Consider the following 25,143-nt stretch of genomic DNA (forward strand, 5'->3'; position numbering starts at 1 on the left):
GGAAGGTCAGTTGGCCCGCGATGCCTTCTCGACATTGCGGCCGACGACCGCCAAAGTCGGCAAGGCCGTCGGTTCGATACTCAAGATGCGGAGAATTCTGCGACTTGGCGTGGGCGACGGCAGACGTATCGCGCGTTCGATCATTTTCAGATCCGCCAAGGATACTTGGGCCTTGTCCGCCAGTTCGGCCTGGGTGAATCGTTGGATAAGGCGTTCGGAGGATGCCACATCCGCCAGATCCTCCGGCTTGCGAAGGTACTCATGTCGCGTCCCGTGCAGGGACTCGAAGACGTGGGCAGAGTGTCCAGCGAGGGCGTGTTCGACGAGATTGGTGCCGAAGTTCAATGGGCAGGAATGCTTGCCACCCCACCAGTCGATGAGCAACGCCGCAGGGTTGTCGGAGGCCTGCTGTTCGGCAATGCGCTTGGCCGTGCGCTTGCGGTCCTGGCCCGACAACCCGGTGAGGCTGCGGTTGTGCAGTGCCCTCGACAGGACCAGCCGCGAATGTTCGGATAGCGGCCGGCGCTCGGCCCGGCGGAGCTGAAGATCATCGATCTGCCAAGTGCGCCCGACCTTCTGCGCCTTGAGTTTGCCTTGTTGGATCAGGGCGCGCACGGGTCGTTCGGTCACACCGAGCGTCTCGCTCGCTTCGCCAACATTCGTGACACATGCATACCGTTGGGCTTGTGTACCCGGATAGGAATCGGGGCAATCAGCCCAAATGACCGGCCATCCGTTGGTGCATGGCCGCGCTGGCTTCGTTCAGCCCGGTGATCTCGGCCGTCTTGCCGGCGGCAGCGTACTTGGCGGTGATCGCCTCGAGCGCGGCAAGCGTCGAGATGTCCCAAAGGTGGGAGGCATGCATGTCGATGACGACGTGGCCCGGGTCCAGTGCGTACTCGAACTGAGTGTACAAATCGTTGGACGAGGCAAAGAACAGCTCGCCGTTGACGGTGTAGGTGGCGGTTTCACCCGTGGCATCCACGGTGCGGGTGACAGTGACGAAGTGCGCGACGCGCCGGGCGAAGAGCACCATCGCCGACAGCACCCCCGCGCCCACCCCGATAGCAAGGTTGTGGGAGAAGACCGTGGCCAGCACCGTGATGAGCATGACCGCGTTTTCGCTCTTGGGCATCCGGCGCAGCGTGGAGGGACGGATGCTGTGCCAGTCGAAGGTCGCCCACGACACAAAGACCATCACGGCCACCAGCGCGACCATGGGGATCAGCGCCACCACGTCGCCGAAGGCCACCACCAGCACCAACAGGAAGGCGCCGGCCAGGAACGTGGAGATCCGCGTCCTGGCACCGGAGGCCTTCACGTTGATCATGGTCTGGCCGATCATCGCGCACCCGCCCATGCCGCCGAAGAAACCTGTCACCAGGTTCGCCACGCCCTGGCCCCAGGCCTCGCGGGTCTTGTTCGAGCGGGTGTCGGTCACGTCGTCGACCAGCTTGGCCGTCAGCAGGGATTCGAGCAGCCCCACGAAGGCCACCGCGAGGGCATAGGGGGCGATGACCTGGACGGTTTCGAAGGTCCACGGGATCTGCGGGAAGAACAACCCCGGCAGGCTGGAGGGCAGCTCGCCCTTGTCTCCCACCGTCGGGACCGTGAGGGAAGCGAAGACCGTGATGAGTGTGAGCACCACGATCGCCACCAGCGGGGCCGGGACCTTTGTGGTGATCCGCGGCAACCCGAAGACGATCAGCAGGGCCAGTCCCAGCAGCGGATAGACCAGCCAGGGCACGTTCATGAGCTCGGGCAACTGCGCCACGAACACCAGGATCGCCAGCGCGTTCACGAATCCGACCATGACCTGGCGGGGGATGAACCGCATCAGCTTGGCCACGCCGAGCACCGCCAGCAGCACCTGGAAGACGCCCGCCAGCAGGATCGCGGCGACCAGGTAATTCACGCCATGGCTTGCTACCAGCGGCGCAATCACCAGTGCCACGGCACCGGTGGCAGCCGAGATCATCGCCGGCCGTCCGCCGACGACCGCGATGGTCACCGCCATGGTGAAGGCGGAGAACAATCCCACTCGTGGGTCGACCCCGGCGATGATGGAGAACGCGATCGCCTCGGGAATCAGCGCGAGCGCCACCACCAGCCCTCCGAGGATCTCGACGCCCAGCAACCGCGGGGAGCGCAGCGTGCGCAGCACCGACTGTCGTTCGAGCGGTGTCGGCGCGGCTTTTGCGGTGGCGGGCAGGGAAGGCATAGCGAATTTCCGTTCAGAAAGGTTGCGGCAAGGTGGCACCGGCCCGGCGGGTACGGCCGGTTGCAGGAGGCGTGGGGTGTGGCACCTGGTGCGAGGCGGAAGGGGATTCTGCCCAATTCTAGGTGGCCGGGGGCGCCAAGGTAGGTCCATGTGTCCGACCGGACAGTGTCGTGCGCGCACCGGTTGGGCCCGGCACCTGCTGGGAAGCACGGTGCCGCGGTGGATGGCGGGGGTGCGGCCCCCGCGGAGGGGGCCTTGGCCATGCTGCCGTAGAGGGTCAAAACGGGGAACCTTCGCTTAGGATGAGGTATCAAATTGCCCGTCGCCCTGTGGCATGGGCGGCATGCTGGAACATCGAGTGCAGCTGCCGCGTGGGCGCACCAGGGAATGTGACGAGTGCAAGGGGAGGGTGGCATGGGGATCGCACCCATCCGGAGGGACGTTCATCCAACCATGGCCAGGTTCTTGGCCTGGGACGACGGAACCTGCAGGTTGCTGTTCATCCGCTCCGCGGTCGGCACCGGCCGCACATTCTTTGCGCGCTCGTGGCTCGGCAACCGGGTGGGAGAAGTGCTGGATTGGTCCGGCGGGGGCCTCGACGAAGCCACCGAAACGGACCTGCTGATTCATCGGCTTCGTGCGGATGCCACGCTGCACCTGGCCGTCATCCTGGCACCGGACGCCTCCCTCTGGGACCTGTCTTCCCGAACCCAGTGCCTGGTGGCAAGGCACCGCGACCTGCTGCTCGATGCCCGGGAGACTGCTCGGCTGGTTGGACCGGGAGCCCGTGCCGCCGCCGGCGAGGCCCAGGGCATCCACGAGCTCTCCGGCGGGTGGCTTGCGGCGGCCCAGGCCCTTGCGGCCCACCCGAAGGCAGAGGCCCGCGCACTGCAGATCATTCGCAGCGGCCTGGCGCCCTGGCTGGCCCACCGCGACCCCGAGGGGGCGTTATCCGAGGCCGGATTCCTGCCCGCATTCGACAGGCGCACCGTCGAGGCCTTCTACGGGGAATTTTCCCCGGTGGTGCACACCCTGGAGGAACTCGTCGAGGCGGGCCTGGTGCAGGGGGACGGCCGCGGCGGCTGGATGATGCCGGCGATGGTGCGGCAGGTGCTGGTGGAGCGGGTCGGGCTGCGCGGACACGAACCGACCACCGTCCTTGAACAAGCCGCCGTCAACGCGATGGCCGCGACCCGCGGGGTGGGCGCGGCGGTGGAATCGGCCGTGGCAAGCCGCAGCTGGAGCGCACTGCTGAACCTGCTGCTGGAGCATTGGGTGGACATCTTCCTCGGAAACCCGCAGCACTTGGGCGCCGTTGCCGCCAAGGTCCCGCACTTCATCGCCGCGCAGACCGGCTACATGCACATGGGCCTGCGGTTCCTGGGCCAGGCCGACCGTGACGGGATGGCCCTTCAGCTGCCGGGTTTCGAGCCCGACTACGCCACCAACCAAACGGCCCAGCGCTTGCATCGCGACACCCAGCGGCTCTACGCCAAACCCAACACCCATGCCCTGACCGTGGGCCTGCTGGAGACGGCCCACCTGCGGCTGGAGGGGCTTTACCCGGAAGCGGCCCACGCTGCCAAGCGCCTGATCGAGGCGCTGCACCGGGCCCTGGACACCCGGAAGCTCAACTCGGCACTGGTCTCTTGGATCGAATTGCAGGCCGGCATCTCCCTGCAGCTGGCCGGCCTTGACGTCCGGGCACGCCAGGCCTACGAACGCGGCTTCCACTGGGCACGGGTCTCGGGCAAGGCGTTCCTGCTGGCGGACGTGGCCGGCAAGCTGGCGCTGGTCAATATCCTGGAAGGCGACGGTGCCGCCACGGAGCGCTGGCTGGCCGAGCACGACGCCGCCATCGGGGACGTCGGCTGGGGCCGGGCAATGGTCGAACGAACGGCCGCGCTGGCCCGCGCCTACCTGGCGCTGGCCCGACTCGACTATGCGGGCTTCGAGGAATTGATGGGCTCCCTGCCTCCGAAGCCGGACAACGATGAATTCTGGGCAGCGCATGCCCAGTTGCTGGCGCTGCGGAAAATCAATGCAGGGACCTCGGATGCGGCGCGGGCGATGGTCTCCTCGCTGCGCGAGGAACGCCGCTATGCCTCGGCCTCGCCGCTGGCGAAGAGATTGTTCAGCGATACGCTCATGCTGGCCGAAATCCTGGATCGTGGCGGCATGCGCTCCGGAACCGGAATCGGGACCGAACAGCGGGATCCGCTGTTGCTGGCACTCGGACACCTGCTCAACGGGAATCCCGACGCGGCGCTGGCTGCCCTGCAGGACGTCCCGCTCACCGGAGGACTGCGCCGGCGGGGAAACCTTGCGCTGTACCTGGATCTTGCCGCCCGGAACCCGGAGGGCCCGACCCCGCAGGCTTTGCAACGTGTGCGGGGGCTGCACCGGGACGCGGGGGCGCTTTACGAAATTTCGATCCTGGGCCTGATTCCCGGGTGGTCCGAGGTGGGCCGGGCCCTGCAGCTTGGGCCCGAGGAATTCCAGCGACTGGGTTACGCGCTGGATCTTGCTCCCGCACCGTTGCCCAGGCGCCCGGTGCTCACCGCGCGCGAGCAGGAGGTGCTGCGGCAATTGCGCGAGGGGATGACCCGGCGCCAGATTGCCGTGGCGGACTACCGGTCGGAAAACACCGTCAAGACCCAGATGCGCAGCCTCTACCGGAAGCTGCAGGCCTCGGACGTGGAGCATGCGCTGGAGCATGCACGGGACTGGGGGCTCTGAGTCATCCCATGCAGGTGCTTACGCGTTTACCGGTCTTCCGCCGCACCGCCTCCGGACCGCTCCGTCCGTGTCCAGTTCCATGGGCACATAGATTTTATCTATGTGTGGTGCACGCCGCATCTATTGGACAAGATAATGCGAGCTTAGGCACACTGGGGGGTGATGGGTGCCATAGATCTCGTGGTTCCCGAACATCTTGACCTAAGGTTCCACACACTCCATGAAATCCACTCGCAATAAATGGATCGTTGCCCTGTGCTGGCTGACGGTCGTCTTCGAGGGCTTCGACATCGTCGCCCTCTCCGCTTCGATTCCCCAGCTGATCGATACCGCGTACGCCGGGATCACCGCGCTTGACGCGACCTTCATCGCCACGATTTCGTTGGTTGGCGTCGGTGCCGGAGCCGTGCTGATCGGCCCGATCTCGGACCGATACGGACGCCGCAACCCGCTGATGGCCTGCGTGCTGATCTTCTCGATCTTCACCATCCTCTTCCCGTTGATGCCCACCATTGCCCTTCTGGCCACGGTGCGCATGATCGCGGGCCTAGGCATGGGCGCATGCATGCCCGTGGCCATCACCATGATGCAGGAAGCCGCGGCCTCCAACGCCCGCGCGCACTCCGCGACCATCACCATGACCGGTTACCACGTCGGCGCCGTGGCCGCCTCGCTCTTCGCGATCCTCGCCCACGCCGACTGGCACCTGCTCTTCTACATCGGCGGTGCCCTGGGTCTGGTGGTGCTCCCGTTCATGTGGGCCAAGCTGCCCGAGACCCACGCCGTGGGCATCACCCAGGTCGGCACCCCGGCACCCAAGACCGGGATGCTGATGCTGTTCACCGGAGGGCTTGCCCGCTCGACCATCGGCCTGTGGGTCGCGGCCTTCATGGGCCTGTTGCTTGTCTACGGGCTGAACACCTGGCTGCCGCAGCTGATGCGCGGCGCCGGATACAACGTTGCGGATTCCCTGGTGCTGCTGCTGATCCTCAACGTCGGCGCGATCGCCGGGTTGCTGCTCGGAGGCCGCATCGCGGACAAGCGCGGCGTCAAGGGCACCACGATGTTCTGGTTCACCTCGGCCGCGGTGCTGCTGGCGTTGCTAAGCATCCGGATGGAAAGCCAGTTGCTGCTCAACGGCGTGGTCCTGGTGACCGGCTTCTTCGTCTTCTGTGCGCAGGTGCTGGTCTACGGTTTTGTCGGCTACATCTACCCCAAACACGTGGTGGGCACCGGGATGGGCATGGTGGCGGGTGTGGGACGCCTGGGGGCCATCGCCGGGCCCGGCCTGACCGGCCTGCTGGTGGCCAGCGGCCACGCCTACCCCTGGGGCTTCTACCTCTTCGCCGGGGCGGCGTTGCTCGGCATGCTCGCCGTGGCCATCATCCCCAAGCCGGCCGGGCAGGATGTTGCCGAGCCGGTGTTGGAGAAGCACTCGGTATAGCGGTTCTCCCGGGGCAATGAGTGAGGGGGCGTGCGCCCGGAATCCGTGGGTGCGGAACCCGGTGCACGCCCTTTCCGCTGCGCCGGGTGTCCGGGGCGTGGCCCGGCCGGAACCGCGGCCCGCTCAGTCCGTTGCGGGACCGAGCGCCGAGGGCATGTCGCGCAACGACTCGCGCACCAACTCGCGGAACCAGAGCGCCGGCCCGCTGGCAGCGATCTTGTGGTCGGTGTAGACGTCCACGGAAAAGGCGGGGCTGTCCACCGGAAGCTCGCGGTGTTCCAGCGGCCAATGCCGGCAGAATCTCTCGGCGATTTCCAGCGGAACGACGGCGGCCAGCGAGCCTTCCAGCAGCACCGAGGGCAACGCGGAAAAATGATGCACACGCAGGGCGGTGCGCAACCGGATCCCCGAATCGGCCAGCCTTTCCTCGATCTGCCCGTGGCCCGCGGTCGGATCGATGGTCACGAAGTTCAGTGCGTCAAACTGCTTGTCGGAGAGCTTGGCCTGCTTCGGCGCCATGCTGCGCGGCAACAGGCAGACATAGCGGTCCTTGATCACGCCCTCGCGCCGGGCCCCTCCGCCAAGCACCAGCGACGTCAGCGCGGCATCGACCTGCCCGTGGGCGAGCCAATGCGGTATCCGTTCCACGTTCATGGGGACCGATTCCAGGCTGGCGTGCGGCGCAAGGGTGCCGAAGTGCCGCATGATCGAGGGGAGGAAAATGACCTCGCCGATGTCGGACAGGCAGATCCGGAAGGTTCGCACGGTGGTGGACGGGTCGAAGGCCGCGCTGGAATCGATGGCTCCGTCGATGGCGTCCACCGAGGAGCGGAAGACCTGGAACAGCTCATGGGCGCGGTTGGTCGGAACGAGTCCGCGGGGCCCGCGGACAAAGAGCGGGTCGCCCAATTGCGTGCGCAGCCGCGCCAGGGAATGCGAGACCGTCGGTTGGGTGAGCGAGAGCTCCTCGGCTGCACGGGTGACGCTTTTTGCCGCGTAGATTTCCAGGAAGGTCCGCAAGAGATTCAGGTCCAGGCTCATGCGCCAACTCTATCGAAGTGATCGATGGGCAATTGCGCGTACATTCGGTGGACTGATGCGTGGTTCTGGCCTAGCGTGGACATGGGGCAGATGACGAGCGGGGGCAGAGCCGAAGGTCGGCGCCAAAGGCCAGGATTCCACGTCCCGCGGTCGCGCCCCACGCGGAAACACCGCATGCCGGTCCACCAGAAAAGGAACCACAAAGTGCCACTGCTTGAAGAATCACTCTGGAACTCGAAGATCAACATCAACGGCTGGGTTGCCGGCGGTGCCGGCACCCAGGACGTTGTGGAGCCGGCCACCGGAAACGTCCTGGGTGTACTCGGGGTGGCCTCGGCCGAGGACGTGTTGCGTGCCTCCACCGCTGCGGCCAAGGCGCAGGTCGCCTGGGCGGCGAAGAAGCCCGAGGAGCGGGCAGCGGTGCTGCGCAAGGCGGGGCTGCTGTGGGAAGAGCACGCCGAGGAGATCAATGACTGGCTGGTGCGCGAGTCCGGCGGCATTCCCGCCAAGGCGGCTCTGGAGACGCACACCGCGGCCAACGAATGCTACGAGGCCTCCGCACTCCCGTCGCTGCCCGCCGGCGACGTGCTGACCACCAACGAGGACCGCTGGTCCTTTGCCCGGCGTCGCCCCGTGGGTGTCGTGTCCGTGATCGCACCGTTCAACTTCCCGCTGATCCTGGGCATTCGTGCCGTCGCACCGGCACTGGCCCTGGGCAACGCCGTGCTGCTCAAGCCGGACCCACGCACCTCGGTCTGCGCCGGCGTGTCAATCATGCGGATTTTCGAGGAGGCGGGCCTGCCCGAGGGCCTGCTGCACCTGCTTCCCGGCGGAGCGGAGGTCGGCGCAGCAGTGGTCGAGGCCCCCGAGGTCCGGGTCATCGCGTTCACCGGTTCCACCGCCGCCGGACGCAAGATCGGCGAGAGCGCCGCCCGGCTGCTCAAGCGCGCCCACCTCGAGCTGGGAGGCAACAGCGCCATGATCGTGCTGCCCGGTGCCGACCTGGCCAAGGCCGCCTCCGCGGCGGCATTCGGCTCTTTCATGCACCAGGGCCAAATCTGCATGGCCACCGGCCGGCATATCGTGCACCGGGACATCTACGAGGACTATGTGGCGGCCTTGGCCGAAAAGGCGAAGAACCTGCCGATGGGAGATCCGAAGTCCGGAACCGTGGCGATCGGGCCGGTCATCGACGGGCGGCAGCTGGAGCGGATCGATTCCATGGTGCAGGCGGCAGTCGCCGGCGGTGCGCGGCTGGCCGCCGGCGGAAGCCGCGGGGAGGGCTGGTTTTACCCGCCCACCGTGCTGGCGGACCTGGACCCGGAGCACGCTGCGTGGAAGGAGGAGATCTTTGGGCCGGTCGCCCCGGTGCGCAGCTTCTCCACCATCGACGAAGCGATTGAGATGGCCAACGACTCGGACTACGGGCTCTCGGTGTCCATCCTCGGGGACGTGGGCATGGCCATGAAGATCGCCGACAGGGTTCAATCCGGCAAGGTCCACATCAATGAGCAGACCGTCTCCGACGAGCCCAACTCGCCGTTCGGCGGGGTCAAGGACTCCGGCAACGGCGGACGCATCGGCGGGGCGGCGGCCAACATGGAGGCGTTCACCGAGACGCAGTGGCTGACCATGCGTCCGGAGATCGCACCCTACCCGTTCTAGGGGCGCACCCAACGGGTGAAGGTCCCGGCGGTTCAAAGGAACCGCCGGGGCCTTCCCGTCTCGAGGCCCGCCTGGGCGTAAGGCACGGCAACTACCAGCGGAAAAAGCTTGAAGCGTCAACTAATCTGGTTTAGAATGGTCCCATGACTACTGCAGCCGACCTCCCTCCGGTGCTCTTCCTCTCCCATGGCGCACCGCCGCTCGCCGACGACGCCACCTGGACCGCCGAGCTTGCGGCCTGGTCGGGAACCATGGAAAAGCCCAAGGACATCCTGATGGTCTCCGCGCACTGGGAGAACGCACCGGTGACGCTGAGCGCCACCCACCGCAAGCAGGAACTCGTCTATGACTTCCGGGGCTTCCCGCAGCACTACTACGATGTGCGCTACGACGCACCGATGGCACCGGAGCTGGCCGACGAGGTCGCCCGGCTGACCGGCAACCACGGCCACCACGTGGAACGCGACGAGACGCGCGGTCTGGACCACGGTGCCTATGTACCGCTGAAGGAAATGTTCCCCGATGCCGACGTGCCGGTGGTGCAGATGTCGATGCCCACGCTGGACCCGCAGGGCCTCTTTGCCTTGGGCCAGTCGCTCGCCCCGCTGCGCGAGCGCGGCACCATGATCATCGGTTCGGGCTTCACCACGCACAACCTGCGCTGGTTCAATCCGGCTGCAGGTCCTGACACCTCCCCGCCGACGGCCTCGAGCGAGTTCGACCAGTGGGCGGAGGAAGCCATGGCCCGCGGGGACGTGGATTCCATCCTCGATTTCCTGCACAAGGCACCGGCCGCCCGCGAGGCACATCCGCGCTCCGAGCACTGGGCGCCGCTCTACGTCGCCTTGGGCGCGGCATATGCCTCGGGAGGCATCAAGGCCAAGACCGCGATCGACGGCTTCTGGTTCGGGCTGTCCAAGCGTTCCTGGTCGCTGACCTAAACGTTGGCCTGGCCAGGAATCAGCGTCAGAGGTCGCGGCGCATGACCAACCGCGGCATCCTGCTGGCCACCGCGTCGGTGGTGCCGATGACGCGGAAGCCGGCCCGCTCGAACATCGCCCGGGTGCCGACGAACGCCATCGTGGTGTCCATCCTTCCGTCCGGGTCCACGGGGTGGGCCTCGATGGCCGGTGCCCCGCGGGAGGCCGCATGGGCGACGGCACCGTCGAGCAGGTGCTCGGTGACGCCCTGCCTGCGGTGGCCGCTGCGCACCACCACGCAGATGATGCTCCACACCGGAACCGCATCCACGGGCCGGATGAGCTTGGAGGCCACCAGGCGCGGGATTTCGGCGCGCGGGCCGATGCTGCACCACCCGACGGGCTCGCCGTCGCGGTAGGTGATCACCCCGGGCGGGTTGTCCCGCTCGCAGAGTTTGCGCATGGCCGTTTCGCGGTTGCCTTCGCCGAGTTCCCCGATGTCCTTGACGCGCAGGCGATGCGAGAGGCACCAGCAGTGGGGTTCCCTCCGGGTCGGGTTGATGACGTCGGCGAAGTCCTCGAAGCGGTCGGGGGTGACCGGATGGGTTTCCCACCGGGTGTCCTGCACTGTGTTGTTCATGGGGTCAATTCTGCCCGTGCACCCAGAGCCCGACCAGAGCCGGGCGGGCGCTTAACGTGCCGGAAGAATGGAATGCACCGGCCCGCAGCCATGTTGACAACAGCATGACAACGATCGGAACCATCGGAGCAGGACATATTGGATCGCAGATCGCACGCAGGGCCGTGCAGCTGGGGTACGACGTGGTCATCGGCAATTCGCGCGGGCCCGAAACCCTCGCGGAACCGGTGGCCGAATTGGGGCCGCATGCGCGTGCCGCCACCGCAGCCGAGGCCGGGGCGGCGGCCGACTTCGCCGTGGTCACCATCCCGCTGAAGAACTACCAGGCGCTTCCCGCCGAAGCGCTGGCGGGCAAGGTCGTGATCGACACGATCAACTATTACTGGGAGCGGGACGGCCGCATCAACGCGCTGGATCGGGGCGAGGCCACGACCTCGGGCCTGGTCCAGGAACACCTGGCAACTTCGAAGGTCGCCAAGGGCTTCAACCACATTCTCGCGGCGGACATCACCACCGAAGGCTCCCCGGCCGGCACCGAGAACCGCCGGGCGCTGGCCACGGCCAGCGACCACGAGGCCGCCGCGGCGCTGGTCACCCGGCTTTACGACGAGTTCGGCTTCGGCAACGTGCAGATCGGCCCGCTGGCCGAAAGCTGGCGGGTGGAGCGTGACCGCCCCGCCTACGCGGTGCGGCAGAACGTGGCGGAGCTGGAGGCGAACCTGGCCAAGGCTCCGCGGGTGATCTAGCAGGTTGCCGGGCCCGTGACCGGCACCTGGCCGGAACAAGAAGTGCTCGCCCGGTGCAAGCGCCGCCCAGTGGGTAGGGCCGCAAGCTAACGGGCCGACCAGCCTCCATCCATTGCGTGGCTTGCACCGGTCACCATGGCCGCCTCGTCGCTGGCCAGCCAGGCCACCAACGAGGCAACCTCGTGGGGCTCGACCAGGCGCTTGATGGCGCTTTCGGTCAGCATGATCCTGGCCAGCACCTCGGCCTCGGGGATGGAATGGACCCGGGCCTGGTCGGCCAGCTGTTTCTCCACCAGCGGGGTCCGGACGTAGCCGGGGTTGACGCAATTGCTGGTCACCCCGTGCTCGCCGCCCTCGAGCGCGGTGACCTTGGACAGCCCCTCGAGCCCGTGCTTGGCGGTCACGTAGGCGGACTTGAACGGGGAGGCGCGCAGCCCGTGCACCGAGGAGACGTTGATGATCCGCCCGAACCCCCGCGCATACATCTTCGGCAGTGCCGCGCGGACCAGCAGGAACGGGACCTCCAGCATCAGGGCCATGATCCGGCGGAACGCGGCCGGATCGAAGTCCTGGATCGGGCTGATGTGCTGGATCCCGGCATTGTTGACCAGGATGTCCACCCCGTTCAGCGCCTCGGCCAGCTTGTCATCGGCGACCGCATCCGGATCGAGCAGGTCGACCACCCAGCTGGAGCCGCCGACTTCCGCCGCCGCCGCCTCGGCACCGGCCGAGTCCCTGTCGGCGACGACGACGTGGGCGCCGCGGGCGGCCAGCGCCCGCACCACGGCCAGTCCGATCCCGCTGGCACCGCCGGTGACCAGCGCCCGCCGGCCGGCCAGGGGGTGAGAAGCCGGTTGGAGGGCTTGCCGGGTCATCCGGTCGGATTCCTGGTTGGTCATGATTTTTCCCTTGTGTGGAGCATGTTGGTGCAATGTGCGGGCGTTGCGTGGCTCAGTTGCCGACCCTGGCCGTGTTCAGCCCGTGCTTGCGGGCATCGGCGTCGTCGATGTCGTGCAGCGAGACCCCGCGGGTTTCCTTCAGCGTGATGACAGCGACGGCGGTGATGGCACAGGCGACCGCCACGTAGATGGCCACCGGCAGCCACGAGCCGAAGTCCTGCAGCAGCGCGGTCGCGATGATCGGAGCCATCGAGCCGGCGATGATCGAGGTGACCTGGTAGCCCAGCGAGACCCCGGAGTAGCGCATGCGGGTGGGGAACATTTCGGCCATGATGGCCGGCTGGCCCGCGTACATCAGCGCGTGGAAGCACAGGCCGATGGTGACGGCGGCAATGATGATGATGGGGTTCCGGGTGTCGAACATCGGGAAGGCGAAGAACGCCCAGCTGGCCCCGAGCACCGCACCGGCCAGATAGACCGGCTTGCGGCCGAAGGCATCCGAGAGCCGCCCGACCTGCGGGATCACGATGAAGTGGATGACGTGGGCGACCAGCAGGGCCAGCAGCAGCTGGCTGGTGTCATACGCGTGCACCGTTTTCAGGTAGACAATCGTGAAGGACACGATCACGTAGTAGAGGATGTTTTCGGCGAAGCGCAGGCCCATGGCACCGAAAATGCCCTTGGGGTACTTCCGCACGACCTCGAGCGCGCCGTAGCTGGCGGCCTGGTCGGCCTCGGCCTGGGCGCGGGCCTCGAGGAAGATCGGTGCCTCGGAAACGTGGGTGCGGATGTAGTAGCCGATGATGACGATGAACGCGGACACCCAGAAGGCCACGCGCCAGCCCCAGGACAGGAACTGCTCGGCCGGGAGGATCCAGCTCATGCCCAGCAGCACCAGGGTGGCCAGCAGGTTGCCCACCGGAACCGCGGCCTGCGGCCAGCTGGACCAGAAGCCACGCGATGAGTTCGGGCTGTGCTCGGCCACCAGCAGCACGGCCCCGCCCCACTCCCCGCCCACGGCGAAGCCCTGGACGAAGCGCAGGACCACCAGCAGCGCCGGGGCCCAGTAGCCGATGGAGTTGAAGCCGGGCAGGCAGCCCATGAGGAACGTGGCGACGCCGACCATGACGATGGTGACCTGCAGGGTGTGCTTGCGCCCGAGCCTGTCGCCGATCTGGCCGAAGACGATGCCGCCCAGCGGTCGGGCGATGAAGCCGACGGCGTAGGTCAGGAACGCGGCGATGATGCCGTCCAGCTCCGTGTCCGCGTTGGGGAAGAAGAACTTGCCGAAGACCAGCGAGGCGGCGGTGGCGTAGAGGAAGAATTCATACCATTCCACCACCGTGCCCACCATCGAGGCGGCCACGACTTTCTTCAGTCCGGACGTCTTCGTCTCCTGGACGTCCGTCAGCTTGCTGGTGCTCATCTTTGCACTCCGTATGTTTTGCAGGTGTCGGCGTTGACGCCGGCCTTGAGGGGGACTGTGTGCTGCCGCACAGGGAAGCTTCACCCCAGTATGGACACTGCCGATGATGTGCATCAATGACCAGTTGCGCAGTGATCGGGTGCACAATTGCAGATATGAACCTGAAGCCTCCGGGCGCCGCGGCCCCGAATCCCGATGACCTGCTGGTCCTGCTCGCGGTGGCGCGCACCGGGCGGTTCACGACGGCCGCCGAGACCCTGGGCCTGAACCACACCACCATCTCGCGGCGGATTGCCGCGTTGGAGAAGGACCTCGGCGGCCGGACGCTGGCCCGCACCGTGGGCGGCTGGGAGCTGACCGACCTGGGCCGCCGTGCCGTGCGGGCAGCCGAGGACGTGGAAACCGCGGTGGCCACCATCAACGAAGGCGAAGCGGAAGCGGGCCAGATTGCCGGGGTCGTGCGCATCTCCGCCACGGATGGCTTCAGTGCGTTCATCATCGCGCCGGCGGTTGCACGGCTGCGGCGCAAACACCCGAACCTCAGCGTGGAGATCGTGAACGTCACCCGACGGGCGCTGCAGCACCGTTCCGGGCTGGACCTTGAGGTGGTGGTTGGCGAGCCGCAGGTGCACCGGGCGGAAGCGATCCGGCTGGGCCGTTACACGCTGGGCATGTATGCCTCGCGCCGCTACCTGGAGGACTTCGGCACGCCTGCCGGCGTCAAGGAACTGAGCGCGCACGGGCTGGTGTATTTCGTCGACTCGATGCTGCAGGTTGACGACCTGGATGCCCCGCGGCGGCTGGTGCCCGGGATGATGGATGCGCTCAGCTCCACCAATGTCTTCGTCCAGGTCGAGGCCACGCGTGCCGGTGCCGGAATCGGCTTCCTGCCCTGCTTCATGGCCGACCGCCACGCGGACTTGGTGCGGCTGCTGCCGGGGGACTTTGCCGAACGCCTGCCGTACTGGATGGTGCTGCGTCCCGACTCGCTGCGCCAACCCGCGGTCGCCGCGGTGGCCGATGCGCTGCGTCGCCGGACGGCCGAAGTCGAAGATGCCTTGCTGGGCACCGAGCCGCTGGACTGCTAGGAGGATCAGGCCAACGCGTTGATGGGCGTTCCGGCAGCCCAGGCCGCGATGTCATCGACGGCGCCGGCGTAGAAGATCCTGAACTGGTCCTCGGTCACGTAGCCCAGGTGCGGGGTGGCGATCACCCCGGGTGTGTGCGCCAGCAGGTCGCCCGCGGGCAGCGGTTCGATGTCGAACACGTCGAGGGCCGCCAGCGACGGGGCCCCGGTGTCGAGCGCTGAAACCAGCGCATCCGTATCGAGGATGGCGCTGCGCGAGGTGTTGACCAGGATGGAACCGGGCTGCATCATGGCCAGTTCCGCTTCTCCCACCACACCGGTGGTGCGCCCGGAGAGCTTCAAGTGGATGGTGAGCACGTCGCTGCGGGTGAAGAGTTCCTCCTTGGACACCAGTTCGGCCCCGACCTCGGCGGCGCGTTCCGCCGTGAGGTTCTGGCTGTGGGCGATCACGTGCATCCCGAAGGCCTGCCCGATGCGTGCGACCTGGCTGCCCAGCTTGCCCAGGCCGTAGACCCCGAGGGTCTTGTCGGACAGCCCGGTGCCAAGGGTCTGCTGCCAGGGTCTGCCGGCGCCCAGCGGCCGGTCGGTGGAGAACAGTTCCACATCCAGGCGGCGGGCGGCGGCCAGTATCAGCGCCCAGGTGTGCTCCACCGCGGCCGTTGCGCTGCCTGCGGTGCCGCACACCGTGATGTCCAGCTCCCGCGCCGCATCCAGGTCTATGGCTGCGTTGCGCATACCGGTGGTGACAAGCAGCTTGAGGTTCGGCAGCTCGGCCAAGCGTGCGGCGGTGAACGGCGTGCGCTCGCGCATGGCCACGACCACCTCGAAGTCCCGCAGGGCAGCGGTGACGGCGTCATCCTCGTGTCCCAGGAACGCGGTGAAGAAAACGGTCTGCCCGGGCAGTGATTCCCAGTCCGCCAGGGAACGGGCAACGTCTTGGTAGTCATCGAGGACGGCTATGCGCATGGCCCAAGTCTAGGACCGGGCGTGCCGGGTACGGTGGAAGCCAAACAGCCATGTGACGGCTGGCCATACCTTTCGGGGGAGAAAACGGTCATGGAATTGGTTGGGGCGTTGCTGGGAGGTCGGCGGGGCCGGCGGCTGCTGTTGGAGTTCGCGCTGGAGTCCGAGGCGATCCTGCTCAAGGGCCAAGCGGAGCTTCCGCTGCATGGGGGGATTTTCTACGCCTCCTACCGGGAGGACGTCGCACGAGGCGAAGCGGTGTCGTTGTTCGGGCCCGGCGCCGAGGAGGGCCGGAAAATCATCGTCACCGCCGAAGACGTGGCCGAGCTGCTCGCCGCCACCGCGCTGGCACCCGTCACCGCGGGTTTGCTGTGCGAGGCGCTGGCCCGGAGCGTCGATACCGCCCGCTACTGGCAGCCACCCGAGGGGACCGACGTGATCGCCGGCTCGGCACCGGTGCGGGCGCAGCTGGCGCGGGTGGCCCAACACCTCGCCGCGTCCGGGCTGGCCGCCTGGTGGATGCGTACGGCCGCGACCGGCGACCAGTGGCACGTTGAATGGGAACAGGCCGATGCGCCGGGCCGGTGGGCACCGAGCGGGGAACCCGCGGCAACGGTGTTGGCTTCCTGGAGAAAAGCGGCGGAGATCGAGGAGGCCCGGGCGGCGGTTGAACGTCCGGTCGACCCCGCGGCCAACTACGGCGGTGAATGGTGGTCGATGCCGCCGGCGCAGTTGTTGCACTCCACAGGCACGTTCTTCGACGGTTCACCGGTGGGACTGTGGTGCGTCGAGGACGGGTTCGGGTGGGATCGGGCCATCGCCCGAAGGGTGGAGGTTCCGGCGTCGGTGCGCATCTTCGAAATCACCGATGCGTCCGATTGGGCGCAGCTGTGCCGCAGCTTCCCGTTGGAGGTCACCGCACAGAAGCGCCACGACTGGTACCGCACCACCGGGCGGGTGGGGAGCTGGGTCATGCCCGATTTCTCGCGACTGGCCGCCGACTACGACGGGGTGCACCTGGGCGTCGCCGCGTACCTGGCCATGGCGGGCGAAGTGATCGAGGTGGACGCGGAACGCGCGAGCGTGATGGCCGGATGGAACCCCGATGGGACCCGTTGGCTCACCGATGGGGTGGCGCTTCGCGACGAAGAAGTGGCATGGGAATGCGCGGACGCGAATTCCGGGAACGCCACCTGGACGCGCGCTGCCCAAGGGTCCTGACTGATTCCGGTCGCTCCGCCCAACGGCCGGCAAAGGCGACCGCTGACCGAGGCCTTGCCGGCCGTTCGGAGTGGATCATGGAGCGTCAGTCATCCAGCGTGCGGTGGTCCCGGCGCCGTTTGCGCCCGATGGCGCGATTGACGCGCCACGGGGACTTGCGTGCCTTGCCCTGCCCGCGCCGTTGGTGCGGTTTGCACAGGGCGCCGCCCGGATTTCTGCGATGCGGCGAATGTGCCATTGTTTTCCTTCCCGGGTCGGGCCCCGCCCGGGTGGGCGGGGTTTCTTGCGGGAAGAACCCGGCTGCTGCATCCATCCAGCCGGGACAAGCGCAAGATCGCCAGAGGGTCGACTGCTGCCGGAACCTCCATTCATGGGTTCGCCGTTATTCATCTCTCCACAGTGTCTGCCCCGGGCAATCCGAGCGAGCCGACTCGTGCGGGTCCGGCTGCGAGGTCGAAGTCGGCCCCGAAGCGGCAAATGGATCGAATGATTGAACGTTTGAATTAATCACGGCAGGGTTTTTGCGCGTATTCGCCTTCGGGAACCAGCAAAAGCAGGCGAAAACCAGTGATACTCGCCACGTTCGAACGCCTGCAATGAGAGCTGGATCGCGCGACCCTGTCGCGCCCATCACCCGTTTGACCCGTACGTTTCGGCGTTTCCGCCGGCGAGCGGTCGTTGCCGGGGCGCAGGGGGGCTTCGCGGAGGGGCTCAAGGCTAGTCCCTAGAATTCTCACTGTACGAGAATTTTCTTTCGAATTAGCACCGGTGGCCGAACCGAACGAATCGGCGCAATGCAAAACCAGGAAGGGGGAGTAGTGGGCGATAGCAAGGGTGCGGAAGCGCAGGCTTCCAGGGTGCTGCAAGTCTTGGACGCCTTGGCCAAGACCCCGCAAGCAAGCGTGAAGCAATTGGCCGAAGCCACGATGATCCCGCCAAGCACCATGTATCGGCTGCTGGCTCCCTTGGTGGCCTCCGGGTTTGCGCGCAAGACCTCGCACCGGAAATACTGTGCCGGTCCCATTGCCGTACAGCTGGCCGAGCGTTATCACGACGCCGAGCCGGCCACTGGGTTGGTGACCCCCTACCTGCGTCGGCTCGCCGAAACGTCCGGCGAACTCGCGGCCTTCATGGTGGTCCGCGGCACCGAAGCCGTGTGCGTTGACGAAGTTGAATCAAGCCACACGCTGCGGGCCTCCTACTCGGTGGGCGCCGCGGTGCCACTGCTGCGCGGAGCCACCGCAACCGCCCTGCTCTCACGGATGCCGGCCGCCTCGCGTGGCTCCATCCTTGAGCACTACAAGGTTCCCTCGGCGCAGCGTAAGCACATCGAAGCCTCCTGTGCGCAAGCACAAGCGGACGGGTACGCGGTAAGCACGGGGGAACTGGACCCGGGGATCTGGGGAGTCAGCGTGCCGGTGCTCGATGGACAGGACCAGCTGGCGGGCGCGCTCACGCTGATGGCCCCCAGCGAGCGAAGCAGCCACCGGGAAGAAGAACTGATTGAACTTGTCCGCGGCACCGCGGACGCCTTGAGCGAAGGAATGCAATGACCTGGAAAAATGCCGGTTCCTGGGCCGGCCGAGACGACGGCCCCGGGGCCCGGAATGCGCGCTGGCACAACACCATCAAGCCGTGGCATGCCGGCGAAGGAGCGGGAAGTGCGCTTCTGGGCTTCGCCAGCGATGAGGGTGTGCGCCGGAACAAGGGACGCACGGGCGCCAAGACCGGGCCCGCTGCGCTGCGTGCCGCACTTTCAAGCATCTCGCTCCAAGAGCCGGCCAGGCTTTTTGATGCCGGAGACATCGCCGTCGATGGCCAAGAACTTGAGGCAGGCCAGGAAGAATTTGCGCATGCGCTTGCGGGCCTGCTGCAGGACGGACAGTTCACCGTGGGGCTGGGGGGAGGACATGAAATCACCTTCGCCTCCTATGCCGGCATCGCCAAGGCGCTGGGCGTCGACGGGCACTGGAGCCTGGGCTGCCTGAACATCGATGCGCACTTCGATTTGCGCGTCGCGGACCAGGCATCCTCGGGCACCGGTTTCGCGCAGATCGCCGCGTCCGAGGCCGCCGCGGGACGCGCCTTCCGCTACGCGGCGGTGGGCATCTCCGAGGCCTCAAACACCAAGGTGCTTTTCGACCGTGCAGCAGAACTTGGCGTGCAGGTGCTCCTGGACACCGATTGCCATCTGGGGAACATCGATGCGGTGCGCAACTTCGTTGCCGACTTCGCCGGATCGGTGGACCACCTGTACCTGACCATCGACCTGGACGCGCTGCCCGCGTCCGTGGCGCCGGGCGTCAGCGCACCGGCGGGCTACGGCATCGGGCTTGAGGTGGTGCGCGCCATCGTGGTGGCCGCGGCCACCAGCGGCAAGCTCATCCACGCGGACATCGCCGAATTGAACCCCGACTTAGACATCGACCAGCGCACGGCCCGTACCGGTGCCCGCTTGGTCAACGACCTGATCATGAACAAAGGCTAATAGCTAGATGGATATACAACTTGACTTGGTGCAGACCGCTGCGCTGGCGATGCTCCTGCTGGCCGGTGGCGAATTCGCGCGGCGCAGGATCGGCTTCCTGGAGCGCTTCTGCATTCCGGCCCCGGTGGTTGGCGGTTTCGTGTTCGCCCTGCTGGTGCTCCTGCTTCGCCAGACGGACGTGGCACAGATCCAGCTGGATACCGCGCTGCAGACCCCGGCCATGGTGGCCTTCTTCACCACCATCGGCCTGGCCGGTTCGCTCGCGACCATCAAGAAGGGCGGCAAGCTGCTGCTGATCTACTTGGCGGCCTGCTGGTCGCTGGCGATCTTCCAGAATGTCATTGGCGTGGTGATGGCCAAGGTCGTCGGTGTCGAGCCGATGCTGGGCATCATGGCCGGCGCGGTCAGCCTGGAAGGCGGCCACGGCAACGCCGCTGCGTTTGGTCCCACCGCCGAAGCCATGGGCTTTGAGGGTGCCACCACCGTTGCGATTGCCTCGGCAACCTTCGGCCTGGTGGCCGGGTCCATGCTCGGTGGCATGACCGCCAACTTCCTGGTGGCCCGCCACAACGTCGAGATTCCGCAGAAGGCCGGCCTGCTGGGCAAGGTGGCGACCGCCGGTGCCGTGGCCAAGAACATGATCGTTGGAAACGGCGGCAAGGATGGGGAAACGGGTTCCGTGGCCACAGCCACGCGGACCGAGGAAGAATCGACTGCCGGCACGACAAGCTACAACAAGCTGCTCGCCGTCGTGGTTGTCATTGCCACCCTGATGGTGCTGGGCACTGTGCTGGGCGGATGGCTCTCCGGGCTGACCGGGCTGACCCTTCCTGCCTACGTGGGTGCGATGATCGTTGCCGTGGTCTTCCGCAACGTCAACGACGCGTTTGGCTGGTTCACGATCGATGACGAAGCAGTTGAACTGATCGCCAAGTTCACGCTCGGCTTCTTCCTGACCCTGGCCATGATGAGCCTGAAGATGTGGGAACTGGCAACCCTTGCCGGTCCGCTGGCGATCATCCTGCTGGTGCAGCTGGTTTTCATCCTGGTGTTTGCCGCGGTGGTGGTATTCCGCATGCTCGGCAAGGACTACGACGCTGCGACGATGGTTGCCGGCTTCATCGGGCACGGCATGGGGGCCACCCCCAACGCGCTGGCCAACATGGATGCATTCAACTCCAAGTTCGGGGTGCGCTCCGAGCGCGCGTTCCTGATCGTGCCGCTTGCCGGTGCCGTGCTCATCGACCTGGTGGCGCTGCCCTGGATCGTCTGGTGCATGAACGTGGTCGGCTAACGCGATGCGTTGATTGACGGCAAAACCGCGGCCCCGCACATCGAATGTGCGGGGCCGCGGTTGGTTAACGAGGGAGCGCTACGTGGTTTAGTCCTCGTATTCGGCCAGCACTGCCTTGCCGATCTTGAAGGCGGTGTTGGCCGCCGGAACCGAGCAATAAATGGCGGATTGCAGGAAGACTTCCTTGATTTCGTCCGGGGTCATTCCGTTGCGCAGTGCCGCGTGCACGTGCATTTCCAGTTCTTCCCAGTAGCCGCCGGCGATCAGCGCGGTCAGCGTGATGGCGCTGCGCGTGGTGCGCGGCAGTCCGTCGCGGGTCCAGATGGTGCCCCAGGCATAGCGGGTGATCATTTCCTGGAACTCGTCGGTGAAGTTGGTCGAGTTCGCGGTGGCCCGGGCGACGTGCTCGGTGCCCAGGACCTGCTTGCGGACCTCCAGACCGGCGTCGTAGCTGTCGCCGGGCAGGCGTTCGGAGGCGGTCATGCGGTCTTCTCCGCGGTGACGGAAGCGAAGAACTCCACCAGCAGCGCGGCCGTGGCCTCCGGGTCCTCGGCCGGGGCCAGGTGCGCGACGGTGTCGATGGTGGCGGCCCGGGCATGGGGTGCGTTATCGGCAATGAACTGCGCGTCGGACGGCGGGCAGACCGCGTCGTGGGCGCCGGCGATGGCCAGGATCGGATCCGGCATGGAGGCCAGGGCCTCGCTCAGGTCGTAGCCGGCCAGGGCGCGGCAGACGTGGGCGTAGGCGAAGCGGTCCGCGTCCTGCAGGTTGTGCAGAAGATCGGTGGAGATGACCGGGTTCGCCTCGATGAAGCCCGGGGCGAACCAGCGCTCGGCCGATCCGGTGAGCACCACCGGGGTGCCGGCCTTGGCCACGAGCTCGGCGCGCTCCTCCCAGCCTGCGGGGGTGCCGATCTTCGCCGCGGAGCAGATGGCCGACAGGCCCGCGAAGGCGCCGGGGAAGTCGTTGGCCAGCTGCAGGGCGGTTGCCCCGCCGACCGAGACTCCCGCGTAGAACAGCGGGGCTGCCGGGTTGATGACTCCGTCGGTTTCCAGCGCCTTGATCATCGAGATGACCCCGGCGGCCAGCTCTGCCATCGAGAAGTCCGCGGTGGAGGGCGCGGATTCGCCGTGGCCGGGCAAATCCCAGGCCACCAGCTGGAAGTGGTCCTTGAGGTACGGGACTGCCGGACCCCAGAGGGCCAGCGAGCCGGTGCCCAGCGAGGGGCCCAGCACCAGGGTGGGGAGGTCGGCTGCCGGATGCAGCAGGGTCGGGGTCAGTGCGGGAATGCTCATGAGTCCTTCCAATTCGTGAAGTCTTCGCGGATACGGGTGATGAAGTCGGCGGCCGAACCCAGGTAGCCGGCCGGGTCCAGCAGGTCGTCGAGGAACAACTGGTTGTCCATGTCGGAGGGCAGGACCCCCTGCAACAGGGTGCGCAGCGGGGTGCCGGTGCGCAGGGATTCGTGGACCAGTTCCTGCACGGCCGCCTTCCCGCCGGCCACCAGGGGTGAGGCGACGGTGGAGATTCGCTCGGCGACCAGAAGGTCCCCGGACAGTGCCATGTTCCGGGCCATCGCCTCGGGGTGCACTCCCAGGCCGGAGGCCAGGACGGCGGCGTGGTGCGCGGCGCCGCCGGCCAGCCGCAGCAGTTCGCGCAGGGAAGCCCATTCGGCGTGCCAGGCTCCGTCGGGCCGCTCGTCCACGGCCGTGCCGGCGGCGGCGAAGAGGGTTGCAAGATGCGCGGGGGCGGCCAGCGCAGCATTGCGCAGCAGCACCGAGTGCACCGGGTTCTGTTTCTGCGGCATGGCCGAGGAGCCGCCCTTGCCGGCCTCGCGGGGTTCGGACAGCTCGCCGATTTCCGGGCGGGAGGCGGTGAGCACGTCGGCTCCGAAGGTACCGGTTGCCGCGGCGACGGAGGCCAGCGCGGAGCCCAGGGCCAGCACCGGCTGGCGCACGGTGTGCCACGGGGCCACGGGGGAGGCCAGCCCGAGCTCGGCGGCGAGGTTCGCGCCGAGCTCGGCGGCGCGGGCCGAAAGCTGGTGGTCGGACTTGTAGGGCAGTGCCGCTCCCAGGCGCTGGTGCAGCGAGGCCAGGGTGCCCACGGCTCCGCCCCATTGCAGGGGCAGTGCGGCAGCTGCGGCGTCGAGCTGGCGCCCGGCCGCGGTGAGGGCGGCGAGCCAGTTGGCGGCACGCAGCCCGAAGACGGTGGGCAGCGCGTGCTGGGTCAGCGAGCGGGCCACACACAGGGTGGCGGCGTGCTCGTGGGCCAGCGCGGCCAGGGAGTCTGCGGCGGCGAGCAGGTCGGTGCGCATGGCCGCGATGGAGCGGGACGCAATGAGCATCAGGGCGCTGTCGATAATGTCCTGGCTGGTGGCGCCGCGGTGCAGGGCCAGTGCCGCGGTGGACGGGGCGCCGGAGACGGCGAGCTGTTCGCGCATCATGCCCAGCAGCGGGATCAACGCGTTGGCGCCGTCGGGCCCGCGTTGGGCCAGTGCGCCCAGGTCGTAGAGCTCGACCCTGGAGATGGCGGCAACAGCATCGGCGTCCACCTGGCTGCAGAGTCCGGCCTCGGCCTGGACCCTGGCCCAGGCGGCTTCAACGTCGAGCATGCCCTGGGCGAAGGCGGCATCCGAGGCGGCGGAAGCCACCGGCGTCCCCGCCCAGGCGGGGCTCAGCAATCCGTAATCGGCCGGGTACATGGTCGGTGCATCTCCTTGGGAGGGGGTGGGGCAAGGTGGCTTCTGCGGTTCCGGGAATGCCCGGGAACCCCTGGGGGTGGACCCCCCCAAAGCCCCCGCTGCGCCGGACCCCGCATTTCCATCATCCCGGTTCGGGGACGGAACGGCGAGTTCCGCAGCAGGCGGGGGCCACCAGGGGTGCGCGTGTTACGACTCGCGCGGGTAGGAAAGGAACACCGTCTCGTCCTCGCCCTGCAGCGAAAGGTCGAAGCGCAGTGAGCCGTCGGCCTCGCGGGTGGCGACCAGCGTCCTGCGGCCGGCCTCGTCCAGCGAGGAAAGCAGCGGGTCGGCCGCCAGCGCCTCGGTGTCCTCGGGCAGGTAGATGCGGGTGAACAGCCGGTTGAGCAGGCCGCGGGCGAAGACCGTGAGCATGATGAACGGTGCCTTGCCAACCTCGGTGGCCCCGGGGTTCAGCGTGGTGAAGGTGTAGTGCCCGACGTTGTCCACCGCGGTGCGGCCCCAGCCGGTGAAGGTGTAGCCGTCGCGGACCAGCGAGCCGTCCTTGGAGACCACGTTGCCGTGCTCGTCGGCCTGCCAGATTTCCAGCAGCGCGTCGGGAATGGGGGTGCCGGCGCCGTCGGTGACGACCCCGTGCAGGCGCACCGCTCCGGGGCGGGCCTGGTTGACCAGCTCGTTGTCCTTCGCGAAGGGCAGCGCGTAGCCGTAGAACGGGCCGATGGTCTGTCCCGGGGTGGGTGCCAGCTTCAGCGCGGGGGCCGGGGTGTTGGGTGCCTGCGTCATGTTAGTGGTCTCCCTCTGTCTCTTCCAGCCAGGTCCGGTTGCTGCCGGTGAGCACGATGTCCCAGTTGTAGCCGGTGGCCCATTCGTGGGAGGTGATCGAGTGGTCGTAGGTGGCCACCAAGCGGGCCCGCGCATCAGCGTCGGTGATCGCCTGGTAGATGGGGTCGAGGCTGAACAGCGGGTCGCCCGGGAAGTACATCTGGGTGATCATCCGCTGGGTGAAGTCGGTGCCGAAGAGCGAGAAGTGGATGTGCGCCGGGCGCCAGGCGTTGTGGTGGTTCTTCCACGGGTAGGGCGCCGGCTTGATGGTGGTGAAGGAGTACTCGCCGTTCGGTCCGGTGATCGCACGGCCCACGCCGGTGAAGTTCGGGTCGATCGGGGCCGGGTGCTGGTCGCGCTTGTGGATGTAGCGTCCGGCGGCGTTGGCCTGCCAGATTTCCACGAGCTGCCCGGCGACCGGGCGGCCGTCGCCGTCGAGCACGCGCCCCTGCACCACGATGCGCTCGCCGATCGGCTCGCCGTTGTGCTGGATGGTCAGATCAGATTCCAGGACGTGCACGTCGCGCTCGCCGAAGGCGGGGGAGTACAGCTCGATGGTCTCCGGATCCGCGTGGTGCAGGTTCTTGGTGGGGTGGCGCAGCAACGAGGAGCGGTAGGGCGCAAAATCGATGCGCGGCTGCGTCTCGGCCTTGGCCCCGTCAAGGACGGACCGGCGGTAGGCGGCGTGGATGTCGGTGATCTCGGCGGAGATGGCGTCCTGCGAGAGCGTCGTGGCTGCGGGATCCAGCACGTGCGAATCGGCGAAGGACTCGGTCGAGGTGGCTTCGGTGCTCACTGCGTGCTCCTTTCGGTGGGGGAATGCGGGAAA

Annotated in this window: 22 protein-coding genes; 10 read left to right on the forward strand and 12 right to left on the reverse strand. The window is 67.4% G+C overall.

Annotation, left to right across the window (positions count from 1 at the left end; genetic code table 11):
- Positions 1-6 precede the first annotated feature (6 nt).
- Complete coding sequence (locus tag DQ353_RS21730; RefSeq protein WP_181578410.1) at positions 7-630, reverse strand: helix-turn-helix domain-containing protein; 624 nt, start codon at positions 628-630, stop codon at positions 7-9.
- An 82-nt stretch (positions 631-712) separates the two neighbouring features.
- Positions 713-2,221, reverse strand: a complete 1,509-nt coding sequence (locus tag DQ353_RS14305) for a SulP family inorganic anion transporter (RefSeq protein WP_113763417.1) — start codon at positions 2,219-2,221, stop codon at positions 713-715.
- A gap of 453 nt (positions 2,222-2,674) precedes the next feature.
- On the opposite strand from DQ353_RS14305, the gene DQ353_RS14310 reads away from it, so the two are divergent.
- Complete coding sequence (locus DQ353_RS14310; RefSeq protein WP_113763418.1) at positions 2,675-4,960, forward strand: helix-turn-helix transcriptional regulator; 2,286 nt, start codon at positions 2,675-2,677, stop codon at positions 4,958-4,960.
- A gap of 220 nt (positions 4,961-5,180) precedes the next feature.
- Positions 5,181-6,404, forward strand: coding sequence for an MFS transporter (locus DQ353_RS14315; protein WP_113763419.1), 1,224 nt, complete (start codon positions 5,181-5,183; stop codon positions 6,402-6,404).
- A gap of 123 nt (positions 6,405-6,527) precedes the next feature.
- Here the strand turns inward: DQ353_RS14315 and DQ353_RS14320 are convergent, their stop codons facing one another.
- Positions 6,528-7,445 carry a LysR family transcriptional regulator gene (locus tag DQ353_RS14320; RefSeq protein WP_113763420.1) on the reverse strand — a complete coding sequence of 306 codons (918 nt, stop codon included), beginning with the start codon at positions 7,443-7,445 and terminating at the stop codon, positions 6,528-6,530.
- A 204-nt stretch (positions 7,446-7,649) separates the two neighbouring features.
- On the opposite strand from DQ353_RS14320, the gene DQ353_RS14325 reads away from it, so the two are divergent.
- Positions 7,650-9,110 (forward strand): aldehyde dehydrogenase family protein, encoded by a 1,461-nt coding sequence (locus DQ353_RS14325; RefSeq protein WP_113763421.1) that lies wholly within the window; start codon positions 7,650-7,652, stop codon positions 9,108-9,110.
- 143 nt (positions 9,111-9,253) lie between these two features.
- Positions 9,254-10,051 (forward strand): dioxygenase family protein, encoded by a 798-nt coding sequence (locus DQ353_RS14330; RefSeq protein WP_113763422.1) that lies wholly within the window; start codon positions 9,254-9,256, stop codon positions 10,049-10,051.
- A 25-nt stretch (positions 10,052-10,076) separates the two neighbouring features.
- Here DQ353_RS14330 and DQ353_RS14335 read toward each other — a convergent pair whose 3' ends face one another.
- Positions 10,077-10,670 (reverse strand): GNAT family N-acetyltransferase, encoded by a 594-nt coding sequence (locus DQ353_RS14335; protein ID WP_113763423.1) that lies wholly within the window; start codon positions 10,668-10,670, stop codon positions 10,077-10,079.
- Between the two features lie 56 nt (positions 10,671-10,726).
- On the opposite strand from DQ353_RS14335, the gene DQ353_RS14340 reads away from it, so the two are divergent.
- Entirely contained in the window at positions 10,727-11,416 is a 690-nt protein-coding gene (locus tag DQ353_RS14340) for an NADPH-dependent F420 reductase (RefSeq protein ID WP_286166831.1), read from the forward strand.
- Positions 11,417-11,502: 86 nt separating this feature from the next.
- Here DQ353_RS14340 and DQ353_RS14345 read toward each other — a convergent pair whose 3' ends face one another.
- Entirely contained in the window at positions 11,503-12,315 is an 813-nt protein-coding gene (locus tag DQ353_RS14345) for a 3-hydroxybutyrate dehydrogenase (protein WP_286166832.1), read from the reverse strand.
- 52 nt (positions 12,316-12,367) lie between these two features.
- On the reverse strand, positions 12,368-13,741 hold the full coding sequence (locus DQ353_RS14350; protein WP_113763425.1) for an MFS transporter: 1,374 nt from the start codon (positions 13,739-13,741) through the stop codon (positions 12,368-12,370).
- A gap of 155 nt (positions 13,742-13,896) precedes the next feature.
- Between DQ353_RS14350 and DQ353_RS14355 the strand changes: the two genes are divergently transcribed.
- On the forward strand, positions 13,897-14,829 hold the full coding sequence (locus tag DQ353_RS14355; protein ID WP_286166833.1) for a LysR family transcriptional regulator: 933 nt from the start codon (positions 13,897-13,899) through the stop codon (positions 14,827-14,829).
- A 5-nt stretch (positions 14,830-14,834) separates the two neighbouring features.
- Here the strand turns inward: DQ353_RS14355 and DQ353_RS14360 are convergent, their stop codons facing one another.
- A complete protein-coding gene (locus DQ353_RS14360) occupies positions 14,835-15,794 on the reverse strand; it encodes a D-2-hydroxyacid dehydrogenase family protein (RefSeq protein WP_113763427.1) in 960 nt (319 codons plus the stop codon).
- Between the two features lie 90 nt (positions 15,795-15,884).
- Between DQ353_RS14360 and DQ353_RS14365 the strand changes: the two genes are divergently transcribed.
- From DQ353_RS14365 to DQ353_RS14380, 4 genes are all read left to right on the forward strand, one after another.
- Complete coding sequence (locus tag DQ353_RS14365) at positions 15,885-17,012, forward strand: hypothetical protein (protein WP_113763428.1); 1,128 nt, start codon at positions 15,885-15,887, stop codon at positions 17,010-17,012.
- A gap of 818 nt (positions 17,013-17,830) precedes the next feature.
- Entirely contained in the window at positions 17,831-18,565 is a 735-nt protein-coding gene (locus DQ353_RS14370) for an IclR family transcriptional regulator (protein WP_181578411.1), read from the forward strand.
- Positions 18,562-19,500, forward strand: coding sequence for a formimidoylglutamase (hutG, locus tag DQ353_RS14375; protein WP_113763430.1), 939 nt, complete (start codon positions 18,562-18,564; stop codon positions 19,498-19,500). Before DQ353_RS14370 ends, hutG begins: the two co-directional genes overlap by 4 nt.
- Before the next feature lie 7 nt (positions 19,501-19,507).
- The gene (locus DQ353_RS14380; RefSeq protein ID WP_113763431.1) at positions 19,508-20,794 is read left to right on the forward strand and encodes a sodium/glutamate symporter; all 1,287 of its coding nucleotides are present in this window, start codon (positions 19,508-19,510) and stop codon (positions 20,792-20,794) included.
- Between the two features lie 87 nt (positions 20,795-20,881).
- Here the strand turns inward: DQ353_RS14380 and pcaC are convergent, their stop codons facing one another.
- The 5 genes from pcaC to pcaH form a co-directional block, all read right to left on the reverse strand.
- Complete coding sequence (pcaC, locus tag DQ353_RS14385; protein ID WP_113763432.1) at positions 20,882-21,277, reverse strand: 4-carboxymuconolactone decarboxylase; 396 nt, start codon at positions 21,275-21,277, stop codon at positions 20,882-20,884.
- Positions 21,274-22,089 (reverse strand): alpha/beta fold hydrolase, encoded by an 816-nt coding sequence (locus DQ353_RS14390; RefSeq protein WP_113763433.1) that lies wholly within the window; start codon positions 22,087-22,089, stop codon positions 21,274-21,276. Before DQ353_RS14390 ends, pcaC begins: the two co-directional genes overlap by 4 nt.
- A complete protein-coding gene (locus tag DQ353_RS14395) occupies positions 22,086-23,495 on the reverse strand; it encodes a lyase family protein (RefSeq protein WP_113763434.1) in 1,410 nt (469 codons plus the stop codon). Before DQ353_RS14395 ends, DQ353_RS14390 begins: the two co-directional genes overlap by 4 nt.
- A 186-nt stretch (positions 23,496-23,681) precedes the next feature.
- Positions 23,682-24,275, reverse strand: a complete 594-nt coding sequence (gene pcaG, locus DQ353_RS14400; protein WP_113763435.1) for a protocatechuate 3,4-dioxygenase subunit alpha — start codon at positions 24,273-24,275, stop codon at positions 23,682-23,684.
- A gap of 1 nt (position 24,276) precedes the next feature.
- The gene (gene pcaH, locus DQ353_RS14405) at positions 24,277-25,110 is read right to left on the reverse strand and encodes a protocatechuate 3,4-dioxygenase subunit beta (RefSeq protein ID WP_113763436.1); all 834 of its coding nucleotides are present in this window, start codon (positions 25,108-25,110) and stop codon (positions 24,277-24,279) included.
- Positions 25,111-25,143 lie beyond the last annotated feature (33 nt).

Source organism: Arthrobacter sp. AQ5-05 (assembly GCF_003287975.1).
Lineage (GTDB): Bacteria > Actinomycetota > Actinomycetes > Actinomycetales > Micrococcaceae > Paeniglutamicibacter.